Source organism: Streptosporangium sp. NPDC049046 (assembly GCF_040649155.1).
Taxonomy (GTDB): domain Bacteria; phylum Actinomycetota; class Actinomycetes; order Streptosporangiales; family Streptosporangiaceae; genus Streptosporangium.
The window spans coordinates 69171-89339 of the sequence record NZ_JBEZEZ010000028.1 but is presented as its reverse complement, the minus strand read 5'-3'; the positions used below and the strand labels follow the sequence as shown (position 1 = coordinate 89339).

Sequence of the window (20169 nt, the reverse complement as noted above, 5' to 3'; positions counted from 1 at the left end):
GTGTGGCGTCGTGTGCTGGAAGCGTGACGGTGCGGGAGAGCTACCGGGTGCCCGGAGTCAGCACGTATGGCGGTCGCGTATCGCGCCGCCAGCCCGCCTGAGGAAGGAACGCATGAAAAGGATCACCGTGTGCCGGGACTGCTGCTGCGGGAGCGTGCGGAAGGTACCCGCCCTCGACCACGACGAGCAGATCCGCCGGTTGGCCGAGGTCGCCGACGTCCGCGTGACCGAGTGCCTTGACGTGTGCGACCAGGCCAATGTTCTCATCGTGCAGCCGACCCCGGAGGGGCGGGCGGCCGGTGGCCGTCCGGTGTGGCTCGCCCTCGTCAACGACGAGGATGCCACGGCCGATGTCGCCGAGTGGGTTCGCGCTGGTGGTCCCGGCCTGGTTCCGTTGCCGCCGATCCTTGAGCTGTACCGTTTCACCCCGCCGCGCCGCTTGCCGCCCCGCGAGGTCGACCCTCCGATGACGAACACCTCAACCGCGCGCCGGTGACATCGGTCCGGCGAAAAGACCAGCGTGTGGTGCTGAAGCCACTCCGCGCCAGGATTGCCGAGCCTTTGTCTCCACCCGCACTTCCCAGGACAAGGGTGCCCTGCTTGTGCGCATCGACCCGCTTCGTGTGATGATGATGCCGAAGGCGAGCGCGGACTGAGGAAGCCGGTGTGAATCCGGCGCGGTCCCGCCACTGTGATCGGCGAGCGAATCCCCACCATGCCACTGCCCCTCTCCGGGGTGGGAAGGCGGGGACGAGCCTCGACCCGAGAGCCAGGAGACTCACGCGGTCGCCTCCTCGATGAACTGGGGCGGATTTCCCCGGAGAGGAGTGGGCTCTCGTGCCCGTCGAGCCGGTGGCCGCGCCGAGAAGCCCTGAAGTGTTCCCTCTTTCAGATCCGCCCCGTTGCGCAGATTCCGTGAGAGGAACACGTCATGACGGGCAGACGCCCCATTCCCCTGCTGCTCGCCCTCCTGGTGTCCGGAGTGCTGGCCGCCTGCGGCGGCATCCCGGCTGAGAATGTCCCGGCCGCCGCTCCGGCGGCCTCCGCGCCTGCGGGCTTCCCGGTCACCCTTGACAACTGCGGGGTGAAGAGCACGTACGAGCAGCCGCCGCGGCGGGCGATATCCATGAACCAGCACGCCACTGAGGTGATGCTGGCGCTCGGCCTGGAGAGGTCGATGATCGGCACCGCCTACCTCGACGACAAGGTGCTGCCGGAGTATCAGGCGGCCTACGACGCCATCAAGGTCGTCTCGAAGGAGTACCCGGCGTATGAGGCCCTGCTGGCCGAGGAGCCCGACTTCGTCTACGGCGGCTTCGGCAGCACCTTCGACGAGAAGGAGGGCCGCAGCCGGGACGCCCTGCACAAGGCCGGCATCAAGACATACCTGAATATCGAGGGGTGCGCCGAAGGTGCGGTGTCCCTGGACCTGATGAACACCGAGATCCGCAATGTCGCGAAGATCTTCGGCGTCTCCGACCGGGCCGAACCGTTGATCACCACACTGCGGGCGACCCTCGACGGTGTGAAGGCCAAGCTCGGCGACACCGCCCCGGTCAAGCTGTTCGTCTACGACAGTGGCGACAAGACCGCCTTCACCGCCGGCGGCAAGGGCGTCGGCAACGAGATCATCAAGCTGGCCGGGGCACAGAACGTGTTCGCCGACGTCGACAAGATGTGGGGCGACGTCTCATTCGAGCAGGTCGCCGAGCGCGCGCCCGACTGGATCGTCATCTACGACTACGGCGACCAGCCGGTGGCCGACAAGGAGAGGTTCTTGCTGGCCAACCCGGCGCTGAGGGACGTACCGGCCATCAGGAACAAGCGGTTCGCGGTGCTGCCTTTGTCGTCGGTGGTCCTCGGCGTACGGGCGCCCGGAGCCGTCGAGGCGCTGGCCCGCCAGTTGCACGCCGACCGCTTCAAGTGAGACCAGTTCAAGTGAGCGAACCGGTCGCAGGCGCCGTGCCGTTGGCGCAGCGCCCGGGGGTGCCGTATCCGATCGTGCTCGGCCTGCTCGTGCTCCTGGTCGGTGGGGCGCTCACCGCGGCCGTCGCGGCCGGGTCGGTGGCCCTGCCCGCAGGGCAGGTGTGGGGCATCCTGCTCCACAACCTGCATCCCGCCCTGGCCGAACCGGCCTGGACACCGGTGCGGGAGACCATCGTGATGGACGTACGGCTGCCGCGGGTCGTCCTGGCGGGGGTGATCGGCGCGGGCCTGTCGGTCTGCGGCATGGCCCTCCAAGCGCTGGTGCGCAACCCGCTGGCCGACCCGATGCTGCTGGGAGTCTCTTCTGGCGCGAGTGTCGGGGCGGTCACTGTGGTGGTGTTCGGCTTGAGCGTGTTCGGCGCGTTCAGCCTGCCGATCGCGGCCTTCCTCGGCGCGCTGGCCGCGCTGGTGGCGGTCTACTTCCTGGCCCGCTCGGGCGGGCGTATGACGACGGTGCGGCTGGTGCTGGCCGGGGTGGCCATGGCCGAGGTGCTCTCGGCCGTGGCCGGCTTCCTGATCGTGACCTCCAACGACCCGCACAAGACGCAGGCGGCGGTGCGCTGGATGCTGGGCGGCCTGGCCGGCACCACCTGGACGGTGGTGTGGATCCCGGCGATAGCCGTCCTGGCCGGGACCCTCGCGCTAGTCGGGGTGTCGCGGCCGCTGAACCTGCTGCTGGCAGGGGAGGAGGCCGCGGCCTCGCTCGGGCTGGATGTGCACCGTTTCCGGGCGGCGCTGTTCGTGCTGGTCGCCATGATGATCGGCACGATCGTCGCGGTCAGCGGGGCCATCGGCTTCGTAGGGCTGATCATGCCGCATGTCGTCCGGCTGCTGATCGGCGCCGATCACCGCCGGGCGCTCCCGGCCACCGCGCTGCTGGGCGCGGCCTTCCTCATCGTGGCCGACCTGGCCGCCCGCACCCTGATCGCGCCGGAGGAGATCCCGGTGGGCATCATCACCGCGCTGGTCGGCGGGCCGTTCTTCCTGTGGTTGATGCGGAGGCGCTCCAAGTGACACTGACCGTGGAGAACGTGTCGGTCCGCGTCGGCGACCGCGACCTGGTCCGCCAGGTCTCGTTCGAGGTCGCCGAGGGGGAGATGCTCGGCTTGGCCGGCCCGAACGGGGCGGGTAAGTCGACGCTGCTGCGCACCCTCTATCGGGCGCGTAGGCCGACCGGCGGCCGGGTGCTGCTGGACGGTGAGGACGTGTGGCGCATGCCCGCGGGGCGGCTGGCCCGTCAGCTGGCCGCGGTCCTGCAGGAGAGCGGCGGCGACTTCGAGCTGTCGGTGTACGACGTCGTCGCCATGGGCCGCACCCCGCACAAACGGGCCTTCGACGGCGACAACGTGGCCGACAAGGCGATCATCGCCGACGCGCTGGGGCGGCTGGATGTGGCCGATCTGGCGCACGCGCCCTTCGACCGGCTCTCGGGCGGGGAGAAGCAGCGGGTGCTGATCGCGCGGGCGCTGGCCCAGCGGCCGACCACGATGGTGCTGGACGAGCCGACCAACCACCTGGACCTGCGCCACCAGTTGGACGCGCTGAACCTGGTACGCGGCCTCGGCGTCACCGCGGTGGTCGCCCTGCACGACCTCAACATGGCCGCCGCCTTCTGCGACCGCGTCTGCGTCATGGACGCCGGTCGCGTCGTCGCTCTCGGCACCCCCGCCGACGTGCTGACCCCCGCCCTGCTCGCCGAGGTCTACCGGGTGGACGCCGAGGTGGCGATCCACTCGGTGACAGGGGTGCCGCAGGTGAGTCTCCGAACCGCAGGGAGCCGCGCCACGAAATAAAACCTTTTTGCGCAAAAGCCGGATCCGCCATCCGGCTTGTTAGCCGTGCGATTTTAAAGAACGGAGCTTCGGCACAATGGAATCGGCATCGACTGAATCGATTCTGACGGCCCTCGAAGAGGTCGCCGGGTTCGGCTCGTTCTTTTCTCTGCGCATCGGCGGCGACGCGGCCGGGTGGCACGACGTGAAATGCGACTACGAACGCGGTTTCACCGACCTGGTGGAGGCGACGGCCACCAGGTACGGCACCCGTGAGCTGCGCATCGGCGCCTCGATCGCCCAGCTCGGCCACGCCGCGCGGCTCTGGTCTCCACTCCTGGCCACCGTGCTCACCCACGCGGTGGTGCCCGACCTGACCCGTCTGGACCGCGCCGACGAGGGCCCGGATCTCCGCCTGCCTACTCCTACGGGATGGCATTACGAATCACCGGCCCAACTCTATGACCTGGTGATTCGCCGCCACCTGGAACCGCTGGCGGCCGGCCTGCGGGTTAAGGTCGCCCCCGGCCTGCTGTACGGCAACGCCGCCTCCGCCCTGGCCGAGGCAGGTCGCGCGATAGCCGCCATGCGCCCGGACCTGGCCGGACCCGCCACCGGCCTGGTCACCGACCTGCTGGCCCGCGGCCATCTGGCGGGAAAGGGAGCGCTCATCTCCCCTGAGCTGGCTTTCCGGCGCACCACGTGCTGCCTTTATTACCGGGTGCCCGGCGGTTCCAAATGCGATGACTGCTCATTGGCGAAGAAATGAATTCTTGAATTCACCGCGACCGTATGCCTATGGTGTTGCGTGTAGTTCGCACCTGCAAATCACCTGCAGAAGGAGGAGGCGCATGGCACACCACGGATTCGCCGAGCCCGAGGGCCCGCAGGACTGCCTGAAGTCCCACACTCCGGCGGTGGACTCGCCGTTCGAGTGGCGCCAGGACGACGACGAGTAGATCGCCCCGAGCCGGGGCCCCTCACCGGGCCCCGGCCTCTCCCCGGCCCCTTCAGGAGGAGCGTTCGTGATCGCACAGGTCCGCCGCGACGCGCCCGGCGACCCCGTCGTGCCCAGCCTGGTCTCCTACTCCGCCTTCCCCATCGAGGGCACGGAGGTGACCGGCGGTGCGGCCCTCGGCGACGAGGAGGCGGCGCGGGCGGCCGCGATCGGAGAGGCGATCGAACGCCACTGCGCCAACCAGGTGCCCGCCGGGCTGCGCCGGGCCGCCTACCACGACCTGACCGAACCCGCCGCCGACCCACGCGCGTTCGCCCTCTACTCGCAGGGCCAGTACCGGGCGCGCGGGTTCCCGTTCGTCGCGATGACCCCCGATCTGGAGATCGCCTGGGCGCCCGCCACCGACCTGGTCTCCGGCGAGCGGGTCCTGGTGCCCGCCTCGCTGGTGTACGTGAACTACTTCACCGGCCCCCGCCGCGCCGAGCCGCTCACCAACTACCCCGTCCTCGCCGGGACCGCCGCCGGCACGACCCCGGAGCAGGCCCGGCAGGCGGCGCTGCGCGAGGTCCTCGAACGCGACGCCGTGACCACGTGGTGGGCCAGCACCACGGCGGCCTCACCACTGCCCAGGCCCGCGGGCGGCCCGCTGGTCACGGCGCTGGCCCAGGCCGAGGAGGCGGGGTTGACGGTGTCCCTGTTGCGGGTGCCCTCGACGTTCGACGCGACCGTGGCGGCGGTGTTCGTCGAGGACCGCGCGCACCGGGTCGTGGGGTTCGGCAGCGCCTGCCGGGCAGATGAGCAACAGGCCGCGGCCAAGGCGTTCACCGAGGCCGTCGGCACCTACGAGACCGGCCGCGTCCTGCTGCGCCGCGACATCGGTCGGCGCCCCTACCTGCGGCGGCGCGCCGACCGGCGCTACCTCGACGCCTTGGCGCGCGGCTGGCGCGACGTCAACGACGTCCGCCTGCACGTCCAGGTCTACCTCGACGAACGCCTCCAGGGCGAGGTGCTGGACCGGCTGCGCCTCCCCGGCGGCCCACCGCTGCCGCCGGAGACCACCGGGCCGCTGCGCTCGCTCACCGAGCGGGGTTTTCGCGCCTACGCCGTCGACCTGACCACCCCGGACGCCGGGGACGCCGGGTTGCACGTGGCCCGGGTGCTGGCGCCCGGCCTGTACTGCGACGCCCCGGCGGCCTTCCCGTTCCTCGGCGGGACCCGGCTGCCCGCCTCACCTGACCTTGTACGGCAACCCCTGCCGTTCGCCTGACCTCTCGCCTGACCCCGAAGAAGGAGAACGCATGCGGCTCGGACTGGCCATGGGCTACGGCGGCGAACCCATGCACGAGGTGCTCCCGGTGATCAAACGCGCCGAGAGCATCGGCGTCGACTCGGTGTGGAGCGTCGAGGAGTACGGCCCCGACGCCGTCAGCGTGCTCGGATACCTCGCCGCCGTGACCGACCGCATCGAGCTGGGCACCGCGATCATGCAGATCCCGGCCCGCACCCCCGCCGCCACCGCGATGACCCTCGACGTGCTGTCCGGCGGCCGTTTCCAGCTCGGGCTGGGCCTGTCGGTGCCGTGGATCGTGGAGGGCTGGCACGGCCTGCCGTACGAGCGCCCGCTGCGCCGCACTCGCGAGTACGTCGAGATCGTGCGCCGGGCCATCGCCCGCGAGGATCGGGTGCACTACGAGGGCGAGCTGTACACGCTGCCTTACACCGGACCCGGCTCGACCGGCCGGGCCCGCGCGATCCGCTCGGAGATGACGCCGCTGCGGCCCCGCATCCCCGTCTACCTGGCCGCCATCGGCCCCGGCAACCTCGCGCTCACCGGCGAACTGGCCGACGGCTGGCTGTCGGGCATGTACGCCCCCGAACACGAGAGCGCCATCCTGGCCCCGCTCGACGAAGGGCTGACGCGCGCAGGAAGGCAACCCGAAGACGTGCGGATCTGCCCCATCCTCTACGTCGCCCACGCCCCCACGATCGCTGAGGGCCGCGAAAAGCTGCGCCCCCTGTACGCCCATCTCATCGGCGCCTCCTCCCCGGGCGTGCGCAACACCTACGCCGACGTGGTCGTCCAGATGGGCTACGAGGGCCCCGCCCGCGACATCCGCAAGCACTTCACCGACGGCGACCGGGCCGCCGCCGTCAAAGCCGTCCCCGACCGGCTGCTGGACGAGGTGGCCCTGATCGGCCCCATCGAGGCGATGACCGAACGGCTGGCCGTGTGGCGCGCCTCCAGGGTGGACACCGTCATCCTGCTCGACCGCGACACCGCCTTGCTGGAAGCGGCGCGGGCCGTCTTGTGAGACGCGTGTGGGCGCTGACCGTGCCCCTGCTCGTGGCCGGGCTCACCCAGATCATCGTCAACATCGTCGACACGATCATGCTGGCCCGCCACTCCACCACGGCTCTGGGCGCCTTCGCGCTGGCCGCCCCCGTCTACCTGATCGCCCTGGTCGTCGTGCGCGGCTGGGCGACCGCCGTACAGATCAAGGTCGCCCAGGCCCACGGCGCGGGTGACGCGGGCGCGGTGGTCCAGGTGGTGCGGGTGGGCCTGGCCACCTCGGCCCTGGCGGGCCTCGCCATCGGGGCCGTGCTGTACGCCGTCGCCGAGCCGGTGCTCGCCCTGCTGGGCGCGCCGGCCGAGCTGATCGGCCCCGGCGGCGCCTACCTGCGAATCCTGGCCTTCGCGGTGCCGTTCGCCGCCGCGTCGTTCACCCTGCAGAGCGCCTGCTCGGGCGTCGGGGTGACCCGCGCCGCCATGTACAACGCCCTGGTGGTCAACGCGGTGAACCTGCCGTTGGGCCTGCTGCTGATCTTCAACGCCGGGCTCGGCATCGAGGGCGCCGCCTTCGCGACCCTGGCCGCCACGGCGGCCGGGACCGCCGTCCTGCTCGGATACGCCCGCGCCAGGCTGCCCCAGGTCCCCGGCGACGGCCGGCCCGTGGTCCGGACGCTGTGGACCCTCGGCTGGCCGGAGATGAGCGCGATGGGCGTCGGCTACCTCAACGAGGCGCTGATCGTGGGCTTCGCGGCACGGATGGGCACCCCGGAGCTGGCCGCCTACCGGATCACCGACAACCTGCTGCTCGTCGTCTTCACCGTGATGGCATCGGTGTCCTCGGCCATCGCCATCCTCGTCGGGCACGAGGCGGGTGCCGGGCACCGGGCCGCCGCCGAACGGTGGCGCAGCGTCGGAATCCGGTTGCTGCTGATCGTGTACGCGGTCCCGTCCGCGCTGGTCCTGCTCGGCGGAACGGCCCTGCTGGGGTTGTTCACCGCCTCCGCCGAGGTCGTCACGCTGGCCTGGCAGGTGGTGCCCCTGGCACTGTTCAGCATGGCGCCGATGGTGTGGGCGATGGCCTACGGCAGCTTCCTGCGCGCTTACGGCGACACCCGGTCGGTGATGGTCGCGAACGTCGCCGGCGACTACCTGCTGCTGATCCCGCTGAGCTGGCTCCTCGGGCTGATCTTCGGCTTCGGCCTGCTGGGCATCTACGCGGCATGGACCGCCTTCGCCGTCATGCTTGCCCTGCTGCTGCGGATCCGCGCCCGCCGCACGGCATCGCCGGCCGCTCAAGGATCCGCGGAAGTGGCGGGGTGAGCCGGTCCACAAACCAGCACGGGTGGGCATCATCCCAGGGCGGCTCGAAGAACGTCGGGCGCCTCGGCCAGGGAGGGGCCGTACCAGGTCAGGTGCCGACCGCTGACCAGCGCGGCGGGCGTTTCGGGGAAGAAGCCGGTGCCGTTCTCGGCAGTGAACCGGTAGGGCTCGTCGGGAAGGACGACGAGGTCGGCGCCCGCCGCCAGCAGGTCCGGCAGGGCCACCTTCGGATAGCGCTCGGGGTGGCCGGCGTAGAGGTTGCGGACGCCGAGCCTGAGCAGGAGGTCACCGGCGAAGGTGTCGCGTCCCAGGACCATCCAGGGTTTGCGCCAGATGGGGATCACAGCTCTCCGTACCTCCGTGACCGGCGGGGCGGACCACGCCCGTTGCGCGGCGGCGAGCCAGGGTGGCTCGGGCAGGCCGCAGGCCAGCGTGAGTGCCCGGCGCAGGGAGGTGAAGGACTCCTCCAGGGTGCGGATCCTCGTCACCCACACCGGTATCCCGGCCGCGCGCAGCGTCTCCAGGTCGGCCAGGCGGTTCTCCTCCTCGTTGGCCAGCACCAGGTCCGGCTCAAGGGCGATGATCGCGGCCAGGTCGGGGTTCTTGGTGCCGCCGATCCGCCGCACCGCCAGCCCCGCCGGGTGGGTGCACCAGCCGGTCGCGCCGACCAGCAGGTGCGGGGCGGTCTCGGCGAGCGACTCGGGGAGCGAGGGCACGAGCGAGACCACGCGGCGTACGGCACCGTGCGGCGTGCAGGGGGTACCCAGGTCGTCAAGCATCGTCGACGTCACCTCCGTCGCGGCCGGTCACGGCGTCCACGTCAGCTCGACCGAGTGGGCGGTACACCGCAAGCCGGCTGATGTCACCTGGGCCGCCGATCACGACCACCTCACCGGACAGGTCGCCCCTGCTCAGATCTCCGCTCCTTCGCCGGGACCTCTGGGGCGGGTCGGGCGAGACCGGCGAGTGAACGGCAGTCCCGCCGCCGTCCACGCCTGAAACCCCCCGATCACATCCGTGGCATGCGGCAAGCCGACCGCTCTGAGGGACAGAGCCGCCAGGCTCGATGAGTACCCTTCCTCGCACAGGACGATCCACCGGATGTCCGTGTGCACCGCCTCGGGTATCCGTGACGAAGAATTCGGGTCCAGCCGCCACTCCAGGTGGTTGCGCTCGATGACGATGGCTCCCGGCACCTCGCCGACGCGGCGCTGGAAAGCGGGCCGGGTGTCCACGAGGAACGTGTCCTGCTCCTGTGCCGCCGTCCATGCCTCGGCCGGATGCAGTCGCCGCAGCCCGGCCCAGGCCGCGGCCAGCACGTTGTCGATGCCCATGGCGCTCCTGCCCGGTCGCGGCTGCTCGGCGGAGGCGGACGGGAATCGAACCCCCGCGCCGAGATACGCGGCGCCACCGGTTTCGAAGACTGGGAGGGCCACCAGGCACCTGAACGCCTCCATCCGGCATCCTAACGATCAATGACTCCCATATGGAGTTCTGTCGTTTTCGGGAAGGTCGGCATGTCGAGCCGCTCCAGCAGTGAGACGACCACCCGGCGGTAGGTGACATGCTCAAGGCTCGTCGACGTCATCGTGGGAGGACGCCCAGCGGGTTGCTTTCAGGAACCGGGCCCCAGCAGCCCGCTCAACGGCGGCCGGTCACTTCCGGTGGAGGTCCAGTGAGGGCCGTCCGGGGTGTCCGCGACCAGCACCCCGCCACGCAGCAGTGCCGCGCGCAGCGCGTCCGCGAGGTCGTAGCGTCCCTGGCGGCGCAACTCACCGCGCAACGCGAGTACAGACTCGACCAGGGAGGCGACCAGATCCCCCGGATACGGGGAGTTTGGGCGGGCGCCCAGCTTCGTGATCAGCAGTCGCATGCTCTCTCGGGCGTGCTCGACACCACCCTCGTCCTCCTCCGTGTCGGCGCCCCAGCGGGCGACCTCGCTCTCCAGATCGAGCACGGCCCGGACCGCGTCGGCGGTGTCGTGCCCGGTCAGCGCGGAGGCGAAGCGCTCCTCGCACGAGCGGGTCGTCTCCGCCAGGCTGACCTGGCGGGACGCCGGTGAGAGGACCGGCGGCGAAGCACCGTTCCCCGTCGTCTCGCCGCGGGCCAGGTGGCGGATCTCCTCCAGGTTCGTGCTCGTCCCCGCAGGCAGGACGGCCTGGGAGCCGGGCCGACGGATCGTCACGCGGCCCCGGCCGGCGACCCGAGCCTCCTCGGTGTTCAGGTCGACGACCAGCGCGGTGTGCTCGTCGATCCCCAGGACGGCGGCGCCCGGCGGCAGTTCGGCCTCCATCCGGGTCAGCCGTCGCTCGCCCAGATAGCAGTAGCGGGTGTCGTGGGTGCCGCCCTCGGTGTTGTCGTAGTGCGGGATGAGTGCCACCGTGAGGCCGAGAACGCCCAGCAGGTCCAGGCCGGGCCGCCAATGGGGAGCGGCGCCCACCTTGTAGATCTCGTACACCGGCACCGTCGCCACACCCGCCGTGCAGGCCGCGGCCGAGGCCAGCACCGTCGCCCCCTCCCGTGCCCGGAGGCGGGCACGCAGGTCGCCGGCGACGTGCGTCGTCGTCCACCGCTCAAGGGCGAAGGTGGGGCTGCCGGGGCCGGAGAACACCCAGTCGGCGCCCGCGACCTCGTCGCTCACTTCCACCTCCAGCCTCACACTGCGCGCGAAGTACCCCCGGGCCCGGGCGGAGATGCCCGCAGCGTTCTCCTGGAACGCGTACGGAGTGTCGAGCAACACCGCTCGCGCCCCGCCACCCAGCCTGCGGACCACCGAGCGATGAACCTCGACCATCGTCGGGCTCGTCTCACCCGACCCCATGAGCACCAGCACCCCAGGCCGTCCCGGCATCGAAATCCGCCTCTCCGTCGTCCTGCGCCAAGCCACGCACAGGAACGCCCCGGCGGCAATAGCATCTCTGCGACAAAGGCGTTGTTGCATAACCAGCGCAACAGTGCGGCCAGACGACGGGACACCCTGTGAACGAGCAGCTCAGCCACCTCGTACCGGTATCGGTCGAGATCCTGTTGCTGCGGGCCAACCCGGTGGGCACCTGGCACTACCGGCGCGTGGTGACGTCGCTGAACAGGGGGGAAAGCCCGGACGAGGCGGTCCGCCGCGCCAGTGGGGTCACCGCCGAGGCGACGTCCACCGTGGTGCACTCCACCAGCTGGCGCTACCAGCCCGAGGGCCAGGTCATTCTCACGTATGCCGTATGTCCTGATCCTGCCGCCGATCTGCCGGCGATCGCGCTGACGGACTTCCAGCTCGCCAGGGGGAGCGCGCCCTCGGCGCCTTCCCCCGAACTCCTGAAGGTCGAGAACGTGGTCGCCCACGCCCTGCGGCACCTGACCTTCCTCGTGCTGACCGACCCGGTCGTGGGCGAGGCCCTCACCCGCGACCCAGCCCTGGCCGCCGGCTTCGACGCCCTCCGGCGCGACGCCGTACCGCTTGACGTCGCCGGAGGACTACGACCCGCCGAACGGTGAGGACGCTCGCGTGAGCGCGAGTCCGCTCGCGGAACGGAATGGCCGCTGGAGAGATGCGCCCGCATACCGGGAACCGGTCAACGGGAGTCCCGGCGTGACATGATCAACCGCTCGCCGCCCGCCAGGGCGACCGCTCGCCACCCCCGGGCGCGGTAGAGGCCCAGGGCCGCGGCGGCACGAGTGTGAGTGGTCAGCCAGCGCGTTCCGGGCGCGGCGCGGGTGAGTACGGCGTCATGGAGTGCGGCTCCGAGCCCCAGCCCGTGCCGCTGCGGCAGGACGGCCAGCTCCTTGAGCGTGAAATCCGGGCCCGGCTTGTCGTGGCAGGTGAGTCTGGCCAGATGCGAGCAGCGCACGCCGTAGGCGAAGCCGTACAGCTCCTCACCGCCGAAGGCCAGGGCGAGCACGAATCCAGGGCGCCTGCTGTCGGCGAGCAGTCGCGCGGCCACACCTCTTGCGGCGGGGTACGGCTCGCGCCAGGGCGGCCGGGTGAAGACCTCCTCGCCCACATCGGCCACGGCCACGAGAAACCGGGTGGCAGCGTGGGGGACGACTATCTGGATGTGCGGGGGTGCGGCGCCCGACCGCCCGGTTGGACCATTCACCAAGGAAGGACGGACGGTGGGCGCCGCGGTCATGGGGTCAGGCGCCCTTGGCCGCGTCGAAGCGGGCGATGACGTCGTTCCAGTTGATCAGCGACCACAGCTTCTCGACGTAGTCGGGGCGCACGTTGCGGTACTGCAGGTAGTAGGCGTGCTCCCAGGCGTCGAAGACCAGCAGCGGGGTGGTGTTCATGCCGACATTGCCGTGATGGTCGTAGACCTGCTCCACCACCAGGCGCCGGCTCAGCGGTTCCCAGGCCAAGATGCCCCAGCCCGATCCCTGCACCGTCGCGGTGGCGGTGGTGAGCTGCTTCTGGAAGGCCTCGAAGGAGCCGAAGTGCTCGGTGATCGCCTCGCCGAGGGCTCCGTCGGGGCGGTCGCCGCCGTCGGGGGAGAGGTTCTGCCAGAAGATCGAGTGCAGCACGTGGCCGGACAGGTTGAAGGCGAAGGTCTTCTCCAGCCCGACCAGCCCGCCGAACTCGCTCTTGTCGCGCGCCTCGGCCAGCTTCTCCAGGGTGTCGTTCGCGCCCTTGACGTAGGCGGCGTGGTGCTTGGCGTGGTGCAGCTCCAGGATCTCCCCGGTGATCGCGGGCTCCAGTGCCGCGTAGTCGTAAGGCATATCCGGAAGGGTGTAGTCACCCATGGGCATCTCCTCTGTGAACCTCTAGTGCATGTATCTCGCAATAACAATAATCATGCAACTAGCCGAGAGGGTGCGCGGCATGCCACCGCGAACCCTCAGCCGGTCCGGCACCGCAGGCAGCGGCCGCGCAACACCTGGCCCGAGGGGGTGATCTCGAATCCGGTTCGCGCCAGCAGGCTCGCCGCCGTCTGCGCCAGGTCCTCGACGGCCATATCGGCCAGGACCCCGCAGCGCTCGCACAGGAGGTGGTGGTGCGGGGCCGCGGCGATGCCGAAATGCGCCTGCCCGGTGTGCTCCACGCTGTGCAGGAGGCCGTGTTCGGTCATCGTCGTCACGTTGCGGTAGACGGTGGAGACGCTGATCGTCGGCTGGGCCGCCGTCACCAGATGATGCAGTCCGGAGGCACTGAGGTGGGCGGAGGCCTCCACCAGGATGGACAGGATCATCATGCGGGGGACGGTCCGGCGCAGCCCCTTGCCGCGCAGGACCTCCTCGAACCCGGCGACCGTGTGCTTCACGTCGACGTCTTCCACCTCGGTGCCCTTCACCTCGATCGCGCTCTTACGGTGAACATGATCAAAGCGCCGCCGTCCGCTGGCGGAGGCGCACTACCCGGCCGCCACGCCGGTATCCGCCGACAAGGCTTGGGGGATACCTCGATGTGGGCCGCCTTCCTCGGGCTCCGGGGCGGCCTGTAGTTCGTACGCCCGCGTTCGCTGTCACCTTGACCGTCTCGCGATGATGTTGCAAGTAGCCTGCTGTTGCAACTTCTGTGCAGCTAGGTGGGCCGGTGAGCGATGCGTTCGTTCGCGGCCCTCCCTCGGCGGTGACGCCTGAGCGGATCCGCCGCGCCTGTGAACTGCCGGCCCGGCCGCGCCATTTCCTTGATCGTCGCTTAATGCCACTTGCTCGCAATTGCAACTTATGTGCAGAATGTGGTGTTTTAGTGCACAGCGATGTTTGACCTCGAACCTCCGGAGACTCACCACATGAGCCGCCCGCCCCGCATCACCCCGACCATCTGGCGGCGACACGCCACCGAAGGCGGTACCCCGATCATGAGAAGGCTGCTCGTCGTGGCAGTCGCTCTGACGCTGACCGCCTGCTCACCGGCTCCCGCCACCCAGCAGGCCGGCCAGGAGACCGGTCAGGCGGCCCAGCAGGCGGCGGCGCCGCAGGCCGGTTTCCCGGTCACGGTGGAGAACTGCGGGCGCGAGCTCACCTTCGACAAGCCACCCGCCAAGGTGGTCACCGGCTACCACCCCTCCCTGGAGACCCTGCTCGCGCTCGGTCTGGGCGATCAGGTCGCCGGGCGCACGAACTTCTCCGAGAGCCCGTTCCTGCCGGGGCAGCAGGAGCAGTACGCCAAGATCCCGGAAATCTCCGACACGATCATGCTGCCGCAAAAAGAGGTCATGCTCTCCCAGGGCGCGGACTTCGTCCTGGACAACGCGATGGCCGGCTTCGACGCCGCCGGCGGCTACGCCACCGTGCAGGAGCTGGAGGCGGCCGGATCCCCGGTGTACATCCTGGGCGGCTGGTGCAGCCCCGAGGAGGTGCTTGAGTTCACCATCGACGACACCTACGCCGACCTGCGCAACCTCGGCGCCATCTTCGGTGTCCCCGACCGCGCCGACGCGCTGATCGCCGAACTTCAGAGCGGGCTTGCCGACGTCACCAAGCGCGTCGCCGACCGCAGCCCGGTCAAGGTGCTGGCCACCGACGGCGGCAAGGGCCCGGTCAACGCCTACGGCGGCTCGGGCATCACCCACCAGATGATCACCGCCGCCGGCGGCACGAACGTGCTGGCCGACGTCAAGGGCGACTACACCGAGGTCAGCGCCGAGAAGGTCAGCGCCGCCCAGCCCGAGGCCGTCCTGATCAGCGACTATTCCACCCTGCGCGGCGAGGACATGCCAAGCTCACCGGCCAAGGCCGCCGAGGCCTTCGCCATCGCCAAGAACAGCCCCGCGGCCAAGGAGCAGCGCTACCTCGCACTCCCCGTGGCGGCCCAGCACCCCGGCTACCGCAACATCCTGGCCATCGCCGACATCGCCCGCTTCCTGCACCCCGACGCCTTCACCCCGTGACCGGCACGACCCGCCAAAACCCGGCACAAACCCGGCTCAAGCCGAAGAGGCATCGCGCGAACGGGTTCCTCCTGCTCATCGCCGCGCTCGCCGTCGCCGTCGTCGTCTCGACCTGGCTGGCGGTGAGCATCGGCGCGGTGCACGTCGCGCTGCCCCAAGCCTGGGGCATCGTCACCGACCGTCTCCCCTCGACATCCGCCACCAGCTGGAGATCTTGCATCTGGTGCGCGAGCTGGGCATCGCCACCCTCGCCGTGCTGCACGACCTCAACCAGGCCGCCGCCTTCTGCGACCGCCTCTACGTGATGAACGCCGGCCGCATCGTGACCGGCGGGCCGCCCGATCAGGTCCTCACCCCGGACCTGATCCGTCAGGTGTACGGCGTGCGCGCCGTCCACCGCACCCAGCTCGTCTTCGAACGACTCAAGGAGGAGCAGTGATTCCCCGACTGCTGGCCCTGTCTCCATCCATCCGGTGGCGCCTGATAGGGCTCGTGCTGGTGCTGCTGTCCGTCACGGCCACCTACGTCGGCCAGGGCGTGCTCGTCGCACAAGCCCTGGCCCGCATCTTCGCCGGGCACGGCGCGAGCTCGATCACCTGGCTCGTCGCGGGAGTCGTCGCCCTGCAACTCCTGCGCAGCGTCGCGCTGACCGTACGCGAGCCTCTCGCGCTGCGGGTCTCGGGTGCCGTCAAGGCCGAGCTGCGCCGCCGCCTGACCGCCAAGCTGTTGCGGCTCGGCCCCGCCCACGCCCAGCGCGGACGCACCGGCTCCGCGCAGAGCACCCTCGTGGACGGCATCGAGACCGCTGATGCCTACATAGGCAGGTTCCTGCCTCAGGTGACCGCCTCCGTCCTCGGCGCGGTCGCGGTGACCGCGTACCTGTTCACCCTGGATCCGCTGGTCGGCGCCGTCGTCCTGGCCTGCGCGCTGCTCATGCCGGTGTTGCCGCTGGTGTCGGACCGGGTGCTGCGAGACCGCAACGCGGCCTGGTTCCGCGGCTACAAGGGCCTGTACGCCGAGAACCTGGACGCGCTGCAGGGCATGGCCACGCTCAAGGCGTTCAACGCCAGTGGCCGCCGCGGCGCCGAGCTGGCCCGCCTCGCCGAGCGGTTCTGCCGCGACTCGATCCGGCTCATGGCCGTCGTCATCGGCTACGTCGGCGGGGTGGCGTTCATCGTCGGTCTGGGCACCGCCGTGGCGCTGGGCACCGGCGCGCTGCGGCTGGCCGCAGGCGAGCTGACCGTCACCGAACTGCTGCTCATCCTGCTGCTCACCGCCGAGAGTTTTCGCCCCCTGAAGGAACTGGAGGCGGCCTACCACTCCAGCTACAACGCCGTCCCCTCCCTCAGGGCCGTCTTCGAGATCCTCGACACCCCCGAACCCGCCCAGGGCACCACCCTGCTCGGCCTGACCGGACCCCCCTCACTGACCTTCGACGAGGTCCTGTTCGGCTACCCCGGCCGGGAACGTCCCGCCCTCGACCGCTTCACCCTCGACATCGCACCCGGTGAACGCGTCGCCCTCGTTGGCCGCTCGGGGGCGGGCAAGACCACCGTCGCCTCCCTGCTGCTGCGCTTCTTCGACCCCGACGCCGGGTGCGTGAGCGTCAACGGCGTCGACGTCCGCGACCTGCCCCTGGAGCGGGTGCGCGCCCTGGTCGCCGTGGTCTCCCAGGACACCTACCTCTTCCACGGCACCGTCCGCCGCAACCTCGCCCTGGCCCGCCCCGAGGCCACCGACGACCGGCTCGAAGCCGCCGCCCGCGCCGCCCAGGCCCACGACTTCATCACCGCCCTGCCTGATGGCTACGACACCGTCGTGGGCGAGCGCGGCCTGAAGTTGTCCGGCGGTGAGCGCCAGCGCATCGCCATCGCCCGCGCCCTGCTCAAGGACGCCCCCATTCTCGTCCTGGACGAGGCCACCTCCGCCGTGGACGCCGCCAACGAGGCCGCTATCCAGCACGCGCTGGACACCCTGTCCGGCGGCCGGACCACCTTGATGATCGCCCACCGGCTGTCCACCGTCCAGGGCGCCGACCGCGTCATCGTCATGGCCGAGGGCCGCATCCAGGAGGCCGGGCCACCTGGCGAGCTCCTGGCCGGCCAGGGTGCCTACGCCCGCCTGGTCGCCGCGCAGAACGGAGCCACCCGATGAGCACCACGGCCACCACCACCGCCACTGCCACCGCCGTCGCGCCCGGCCGTCCCGGCGGCTCCCGCTTCCGGCCCCTGCTGGCGCTGCTCGGCCCGCACCGGCCCCTGTTGCTGATCGCGACGGTCAGCGGCATCGCCCACCACCTGGTCGTCCTGGCCTCGGCCGGCGTCGGCGCGTGGGTCGTCAGTCGCGCCATCACCGGAGCCACACCCGGCGACCTGCGCGGTGGCCTGATCGCCTTGGGCCTCCTGCTGCCCTTCCTGGCCCTCACCCCGTGGCTGGAGTCCTATCTCGCGCACGTGGCCGCCTTCCGCGTGCTGGCCGACGTCCGCGGCCGCGTCTACGCCGCCTTCGAACGCCTGGCTCCCGGCTATCTCCTGCAGCGCCGCTCCGGCGATCTCGGCTCCGCCGCCATCTCCGACGTCGAGCAACTGGAGCTGTGGTTCGCCCACACCCTCAGCCCGCTGATCAGCGCCGTCACCGTCCCTGTCGCCGCCCTCAGCGCGCTGGCGGTCTTCCACCCTGCCCTCGCCGTGGCCCTCGCCCCGGCCCTGATCCTGCTCGCCCTGCTGCCCGCCTGGCTGCGCAAACGGGCCGCCGCCCAGGGCGTGAGGCTGCGCGCCGAACTCGGCGAGCTCAACGCCGAAGCCGTCGACACCCTCCAGGGCCTGCGCGAACTGCTCACCTCCGGTGCCGGGGCCCGCCAGCTCGACCGCCTCGGTGAACAGGACCAGCGCCTCCTGGAGGCCAAACTCGCCCACGGCCGCCGTTCCGGCCTCGAACACGCCGCCACCAACGCCGCCACCACGCTCGGCATGCTCGCCGTGCTCGTCACCGCCGCCCTGCTGACCTCGGCGGGCAGCCTGCAACCGGCGCTGTTCCCCGTCGCCGTCGTCCTGGCCGCCACGACCTTCGCCCCGGTCATCGCCGTCACCGACGTGGCCCGCGACCTCAACCTCGTCATCGCCGCCGCCGACCGCATCATGACCATCCTGAACACCCCCACCCCGGTCACCGACCGCGTCACCACCCCACCTACCGCCCCCGTCGAGCCGCATGTGCGTTTCGAGGCGGCCCGTTTCCGCTACGGCCCCGACCTGCCCGAGGCGCTCGCCGACGTCTCCTTCGCCATCGCCCCCGGCGAGACCGTCGCCCTGGTCGGGCATTCGGGAGCGGGCAAGTCCACCTGCGCCAGCCTGCTGATGCGCATGTGGGACGTCACCGCCGGCCAGATCACCGTCGGCGGCCACGACGTCCGCGACTTCCCCCAGGAGGACCTGCGCCGCCTGATCACCCTCGTCCCCCAGGACGTCTACCTGTTCAACATCTCGCTGCGCGACAACATCCGCCTCGGCCGCCCCGAGGCCACCGACGAGGAGGTGGAGGCCGCCGCCCGCGCCGCCCACGCCCACGAGTTCATCACCGGCCTGCCCGACGGTTACGACACCCTGCCGGGCGAGCTCGGCGCCCGCCTGTCCGGCGGCCAGCGCCAGCGCGTCGCCATCGCCCGCGCCCTGCTCAAGGACGCCCCCATCCTGATCATGGACGAGGCAGTCTCCAACCTCGACGCCGAAAGCGAGCAGGAGGTCGCCGCCGCCATGACCGCCGCCCGCCGCGACCGCACCACCCTGGTCATCGCCCACCGCCTGTCCACCATCCGCACCGCCGACCGCGTCGTCGTCCTGGAAGACGGCCAGGTCGCCGAAGCCGGCACCCACGCCGAACTCCTCGCCGGCCGCGGCACCTACACGCGGCTCCTCGCCACCCAGCTCACCGACTGATCACATCAAGCATCGCCAGGCGCCGGGGACAGCGCGGCAGGGGAGTCCCTGGTGATCCGCAGCAGACCGCGGCGCCGGCGGCGGCCTGGCGCGTCACGGCGCCCAGGACGCCGCGGATCCGGGCGCCTCATCACGCGTTGATCGATGCTCCTGGGAACTTTCGCTCTCCCGCCTCCGACTATTCCCATGAGTCGGCTCTTGGAGGGAGCTTCGATGGAACGACGGGCGGTATTGACGGGCGGCGCGGTCGCCGGCATGGGAATGCTGATCGGCGAGCAGGCGGCCGCGGCCACGCCGCGCGGCCAGAAGGGGCCTTTGCGGGTACGCATCGTCATGTTCGACGGTGTGGAGGAGCAGGACTTCATCGCGCCACAAGAAGTGTTCTCACTGGCCGGCTGGTACAGCGAAAGGGAGATCGACACCGGCTACATGGTGCTCGGCGAGCCTCGCGTCATCACCGCCGCCTTCGGTACGCGCGTGACGGTCGACCGCGGCTGGCGGCCCGAACAGGCCGACCTGATCATCGTGCCCGGTGGCGGTCGCCCCGGCGAGCCCGGCATCTGGGCGGAGATCAACAACGGGGCGCTCCCGAGAGCGCTCGCCGCGGCCCGCCGCCCGAGGCTCACCATCTCCTCGCTCTGCACCGGCGCGATCATCCTCGCCGCGGCCGGCCTGGTCACCGGCCGTCCCTGCACCACCCATACGGTCGCGAAGAAAGAGCTGGCCTCGCGTGGCGGCGTCGTCAAGAACGCCCGCGTCGTCGACGACGGCGACCTGGTCACCGCGGCCGGCATCACCTCCGGCCTGGACCTGGCGCTGTATCTGATCAAGCGCGAGCTGAACGCGGACGTGGCCGTCAAGGTCGAAGAAGCCCTCGAATACCAGGCCCGCGGCACGATCTGGACCCGATGAGGCAACCGGCCTTACGGCCTGCCCGCTCGCGCTCCAGTCCTGGTTACGTCGAGGGCGGCCCGCAAGGCGGTGCTGGAAGAGTTCACAAAGGGGCCTGCCTCCATCGGTCAGGTGGCGGCCGGGCAGCGGTGACAGCATCCGGGCGAGACCTGACCGGCCGGGTTCGGGAACGGAC

At 70.8% G+C, this 20169-nt stretch carries 20 protein-coding genes, 1 tRNA gene and 1 riboswitch; of the genes, 14 read left to right on the top strand and 7 right to left on the bottom strand.

From position 1 onward, the window contains the following. Positions 1 to 112 precede the first annotated feature (112 nt). The 8 genes from AB0B96_RS31975 to AB0B96_RS31940 all read left to right on the top strand — a co-directional run bounded on the left by AB0B96_RS31975 (position 113) and on the right by AB0B96_RS31940 (position 8326). Positions 113 to 496, top strand: coding sequence for a (2Fe-2S) ferredoxin domain-containing protein (locus AB0B96_RS31975; RefSeq protein ID WP_362904716.1), 384 nt, complete (start codon positions 113 to 115; stop codon positions 494 to 496). Between the two features lie 108 nt (positions 497 to 604). Beyond that, a riboswitch (cobalamin riboswitch) is annotated at positions 605 to 801 on the top strand. A 130-nt stretch (positions 802 to 931) separates the two neighbouring features. Continuing rightward, positions 932 to 1927 carry an ABC transporter substrate-binding protein gene (locus AB0B96_RS31970; protein WP_362904714.1) on the top strand — a complete coding sequence of 332 codons (996 nt, stop codon included), beginning with the start codon at positions 932 to 934 and terminating at the stop codon, positions 1925 to 1927. Between the two features lie 11 nt (positions 1928 to 1938). Beyond that, complete coding sequence (locus tag AB0B96_RS31965) at positions 1939 to 3000, top strand: iron ABC transporter permease (RefSeq protein WP_362904712.1); 1062 nt, start codon at positions 1939 to 1941, stop codon at positions 2998 to 3000. Next, positions 2997 to 3779, top strand: a complete 783-nt coding sequence (locus AB0B96_RS31960) for an ABC transporter ATP-binding protein (protein WP_362904710.1) — start codon at positions 2997 to 2999, stop codon at positions 3777 to 3779. The genes AB0B96_RS31965 and AB0B96_RS31960 overlap by 4 nt, the downstream gene beginning before the upstream one ends. A 76-nt stretch (positions 3780 to 3855) precedes the next feature. Then, entirely contained in the window at positions 3856 to 4527 is a 672-nt protein-coding gene (locus tag AB0B96_RS31955) for a (2Fe-2S)-binding protein (protein ID WP_362904708.1), read from the top strand. A 256-nt stretch (positions 4528 to 4783) separates the two neighbouring features. Beyond that, positions 4784 to 5983, top strand: coding sequence for a YcaO-like family protein (locus tag AB0B96_RS31950; protein WP_362904706.1), 1200 nt, complete (start codon positions 4784 to 4786; stop codon positions 5981 to 5983). Positions 5984 to 6014: 31 nt separating this feature from the next. Continuing rightward, positions 6015 to 7028: an LLM class flavin-dependent oxidoreductase gene (locus AB0B96_RS31945; protein ID WP_362904703.1), complete on the top strand. Its 1014-nt coding sequence runs from the start codon at positions 6015 to 6017 to the stop codon at positions 7026 to 7028. Positions 7029 to 7033: 5 nt separating this feature from the next. Then, positions 7034 to 8326, top strand: a complete 1293-nt coding sequence (locus AB0B96_RS31940; protein ID WP_362904701.1) for an MATE family efflux transporter — start codon at positions 7034 to 7036, stop codon at positions 8324 to 8326. 29 nt (positions 8327 to 8355) lie between these two features. Here AB0B96_RS31940 and AB0B96_RS31935 read toward each other — a convergent pair whose 3' ends face one another. The 4 genes from AB0B96_RS31935 to AB0B96_RS31920 form a co-directional block, all read right to left on the bottom strand. Then, a complete protein-coding gene (locus AB0B96_RS31935) occupies positions 8356 to 9105 on the bottom strand; it encodes a helical backbone metal receptor (protein WP_362904699.1) in 750 nt (249 codons plus the stop codon). Between the two features lie 132 nt (positions 9106 to 9237). After that, entirely contained in the window at positions 9238 to 9660 is a 423-nt protein-coding gene (locus tag AB0B96_RS31930; RefSeq protein ID WP_362904697.1) for a rhodanese-like domain-containing protein, read from the bottom strand. Positions 9661 to 9689: 29 nt separating this feature from the next. After that, positions 9690 to 9781: transfer RNA gene (locus AB0B96_RS31925), tRNA-OTHER, on the bottom strand. A gap of 160 nt (positions 9782 to 9941) precedes the next feature. Further along, complete coding sequence (locus AB0B96_RS31920; protein ID WP_362904695.1) at positions 9942 to 11177, bottom strand: hypothetical protein; 1236 nt, start codon at positions 11175 to 11177, stop codon at positions 9942 to 9944. 128 nt (positions 11178 to 11305) lie between these two features. Here AB0B96_RS31920 and AB0B96_RS31915 point away from each other — a divergent pair, with 128 nt between their 5' ends. Beyond that, on the top strand, positions 11306 to 11815 hold the full coding sequence (locus AB0B96_RS31915) for a hypothetical protein (RefSeq protein WP_362904693.1): 510 nt from the start codon (positions 11306 to 11308) through the stop codon (positions 11813 to 11815). A 77-nt stretch (positions 11816 to 11892) separates the two neighbouring features. Here AB0B96_RS31915 and AB0B96_RS31910 read toward each other — a convergent pair whose 3' ends face one another. From AB0B96_RS31910 to AB0B96_RS31900, 3 genes are all read right to left on the bottom strand, one after another. Continuing rightward, positions 11893 to 12336, bottom strand: coding sequence for a GNAT family N-acetyltransferase (locus AB0B96_RS31910; RefSeq protein WP_362904691.1), 444 nt, complete (start codon positions 12334 to 12336; stop codon positions 11893 to 11895). Between the two features lie 118 nt (positions 12337 to 12454). After that, complete coding sequence (locus tag AB0B96_RS31905; RefSeq protein WP_362904689.1) at positions 12455 to 13057, bottom strand: superoxide dismutase; 603 nt, start codon at positions 13055 to 13057, stop codon at positions 12455 to 12457. Positions 13058 to 13152: 95 nt separating this feature from the next. Continuing rightward, positions 13153 to 13590, bottom strand: coding sequence for a Fur family transcriptional regulator (locus AB0B96_RS31900; protein ID WP_362904687.1), 438 nt, complete (start codon positions 13588 to 13590; stop codon positions 13153 to 13155). A gap of 456 nt (positions 13591 to 14046) precedes the next feature. Between AB0B96_RS31900 and AB0B96_RS31895 the strand changes: the two genes are divergently transcribed. The 5 genes from AB0B96_RS31895 to AB0B96_RS31875 all read left to right on the top strand — a co-directional run bounded on the left by AB0B96_RS31895 (position 14047) and on the right by AB0B96_RS31875 (position 19994). Then, complete coding sequence (locus AB0B96_RS31895) at positions 14047 to 15147, top strand: ABC transporter substrate-binding protein (RefSeq protein ID WP_362904685.1); 1101 nt, start codon at positions 14047 to 14049, stop codon at positions 15145 to 15147. 214 nt (positions 15148 to 15361) lie between these two features. Next, entirely contained in the window at positions 15362 to 15586 is a 225-nt protein-coding gene (locus AB0B96_RS31890) for a hypothetical protein (protein ID WP_362904683.1), read from the top strand. Continuing rightward, entirely contained in the window at positions 15583 to 17301 is a 1719-nt protein-coding gene (locus AB0B96_RS31885; protein WP_362904681.1) for an ABC transporter ATP-binding protein, read from the top strand. Before AB0B96_RS31890 ends, AB0B96_RS31885 begins: the two co-directional genes overlap by 4 nt. Then, the gene (gene cydC, locus AB0B96_RS31880) at positions 17298 to 19082 is read left to right on the top strand and encodes a thiol reductant ABC exporter subunit CydC (protein WP_362904678.1); all 1785 of its coding nucleotides are present in this window, start codon (positions 17298 to 17300) and stop codon (positions 19080 to 19082) included. The genes AB0B96_RS31885 and cydC overlap by 4 nt, the downstream gene beginning before the upstream one ends. Before the next feature lie 213 nt (positions 19083 to 19295). Then, complete coding sequence (locus AB0B96_RS31875) at positions 19296 to 19994, top strand: DJ-1/PfpI family protein (RefSeq protein WP_362904675.1); 699 nt, start codon at positions 19296 to 19298, stop codon at positions 19992 to 19994. The last annotated feature ends 175 nt before the right edge of the window (positions 19995 to 20169 follow it).

Coding starts and splice junctions, on each gene's coding strand:
- AB0B96_RS31975 (WP_362904716.1), top strand. CDS start 113: ATGAAAAGGATCACCGTGTGCCGGGACTGCTGCTGCGGGAGCGTGCGG.
- AB0B96_RS31970 (WP_362904714.1), top strand. CDS start 932: ATGACGGGCAGACGCCCCATTCCCCTGCTGCTCGCCCTCCTGGTGTCC.
- AB0B96_RS31955 (WP_362904708.1), top strand. CDS start 3,856: ATGGAATCGGCATCGACTGAATCGATTCTGACGGCCCTCGAAGAGGTC.
- AB0B96_RS31945 (WP_362904703.1), top strand. CDS start 6,015: ATGCGGCTCGGACTGGCCATGGGCTACGGCGGCGAACCCATGCACGAG.
- AB0B96_RS31935 (WP_362904699.1), bottom strand. CDS start 9,105: ATGCTTGACGACCTGGGTACCCCCTGCACGCCGCACGGTGCCGTACGC.
- AB0B96_RS31930 (WP_362904697.1), bottom strand. CDS start 9,660: ATGGGCATCGACAACGTGCTGGCCGCGGCCTGGGCCGGGCTGCGGCGA.
- AB0B96_RS31920 (WP_362904695.1), bottom strand. CDS start 11,177: ATGCCGGGACGGCCTGGGGTGCTGGTGCTCATGGGGTCGGGTGAGACG.
- AB0B96_RS31905 (WP_362904689.1), bottom strand. CDS start 13,057: ATGGGTGACTACACCCTTCCGGATATGCCTTACGACTACGCGGCACTG.
- AB0B96_RS31895 (WP_362904685.1), top strand. CDS start 14,047: ATGAGCCGCCCGCCCCGCATCACCCCGACCATCTGGCGGCGACACGCC.
- cydC (WP_362904678.1), top strand. CDS start 17,298: ATGAGCACCACGGCCACCACCACCGCCACTGCCACCGCCGTCGCGCCC.
- AB0B96_RS31875 (WP_362904675.1), top strand. CDS start 19,296: ATGGAACGACGGGCGGTATTGACGGGCGGCGCGGTCGCCGGCATGGGA.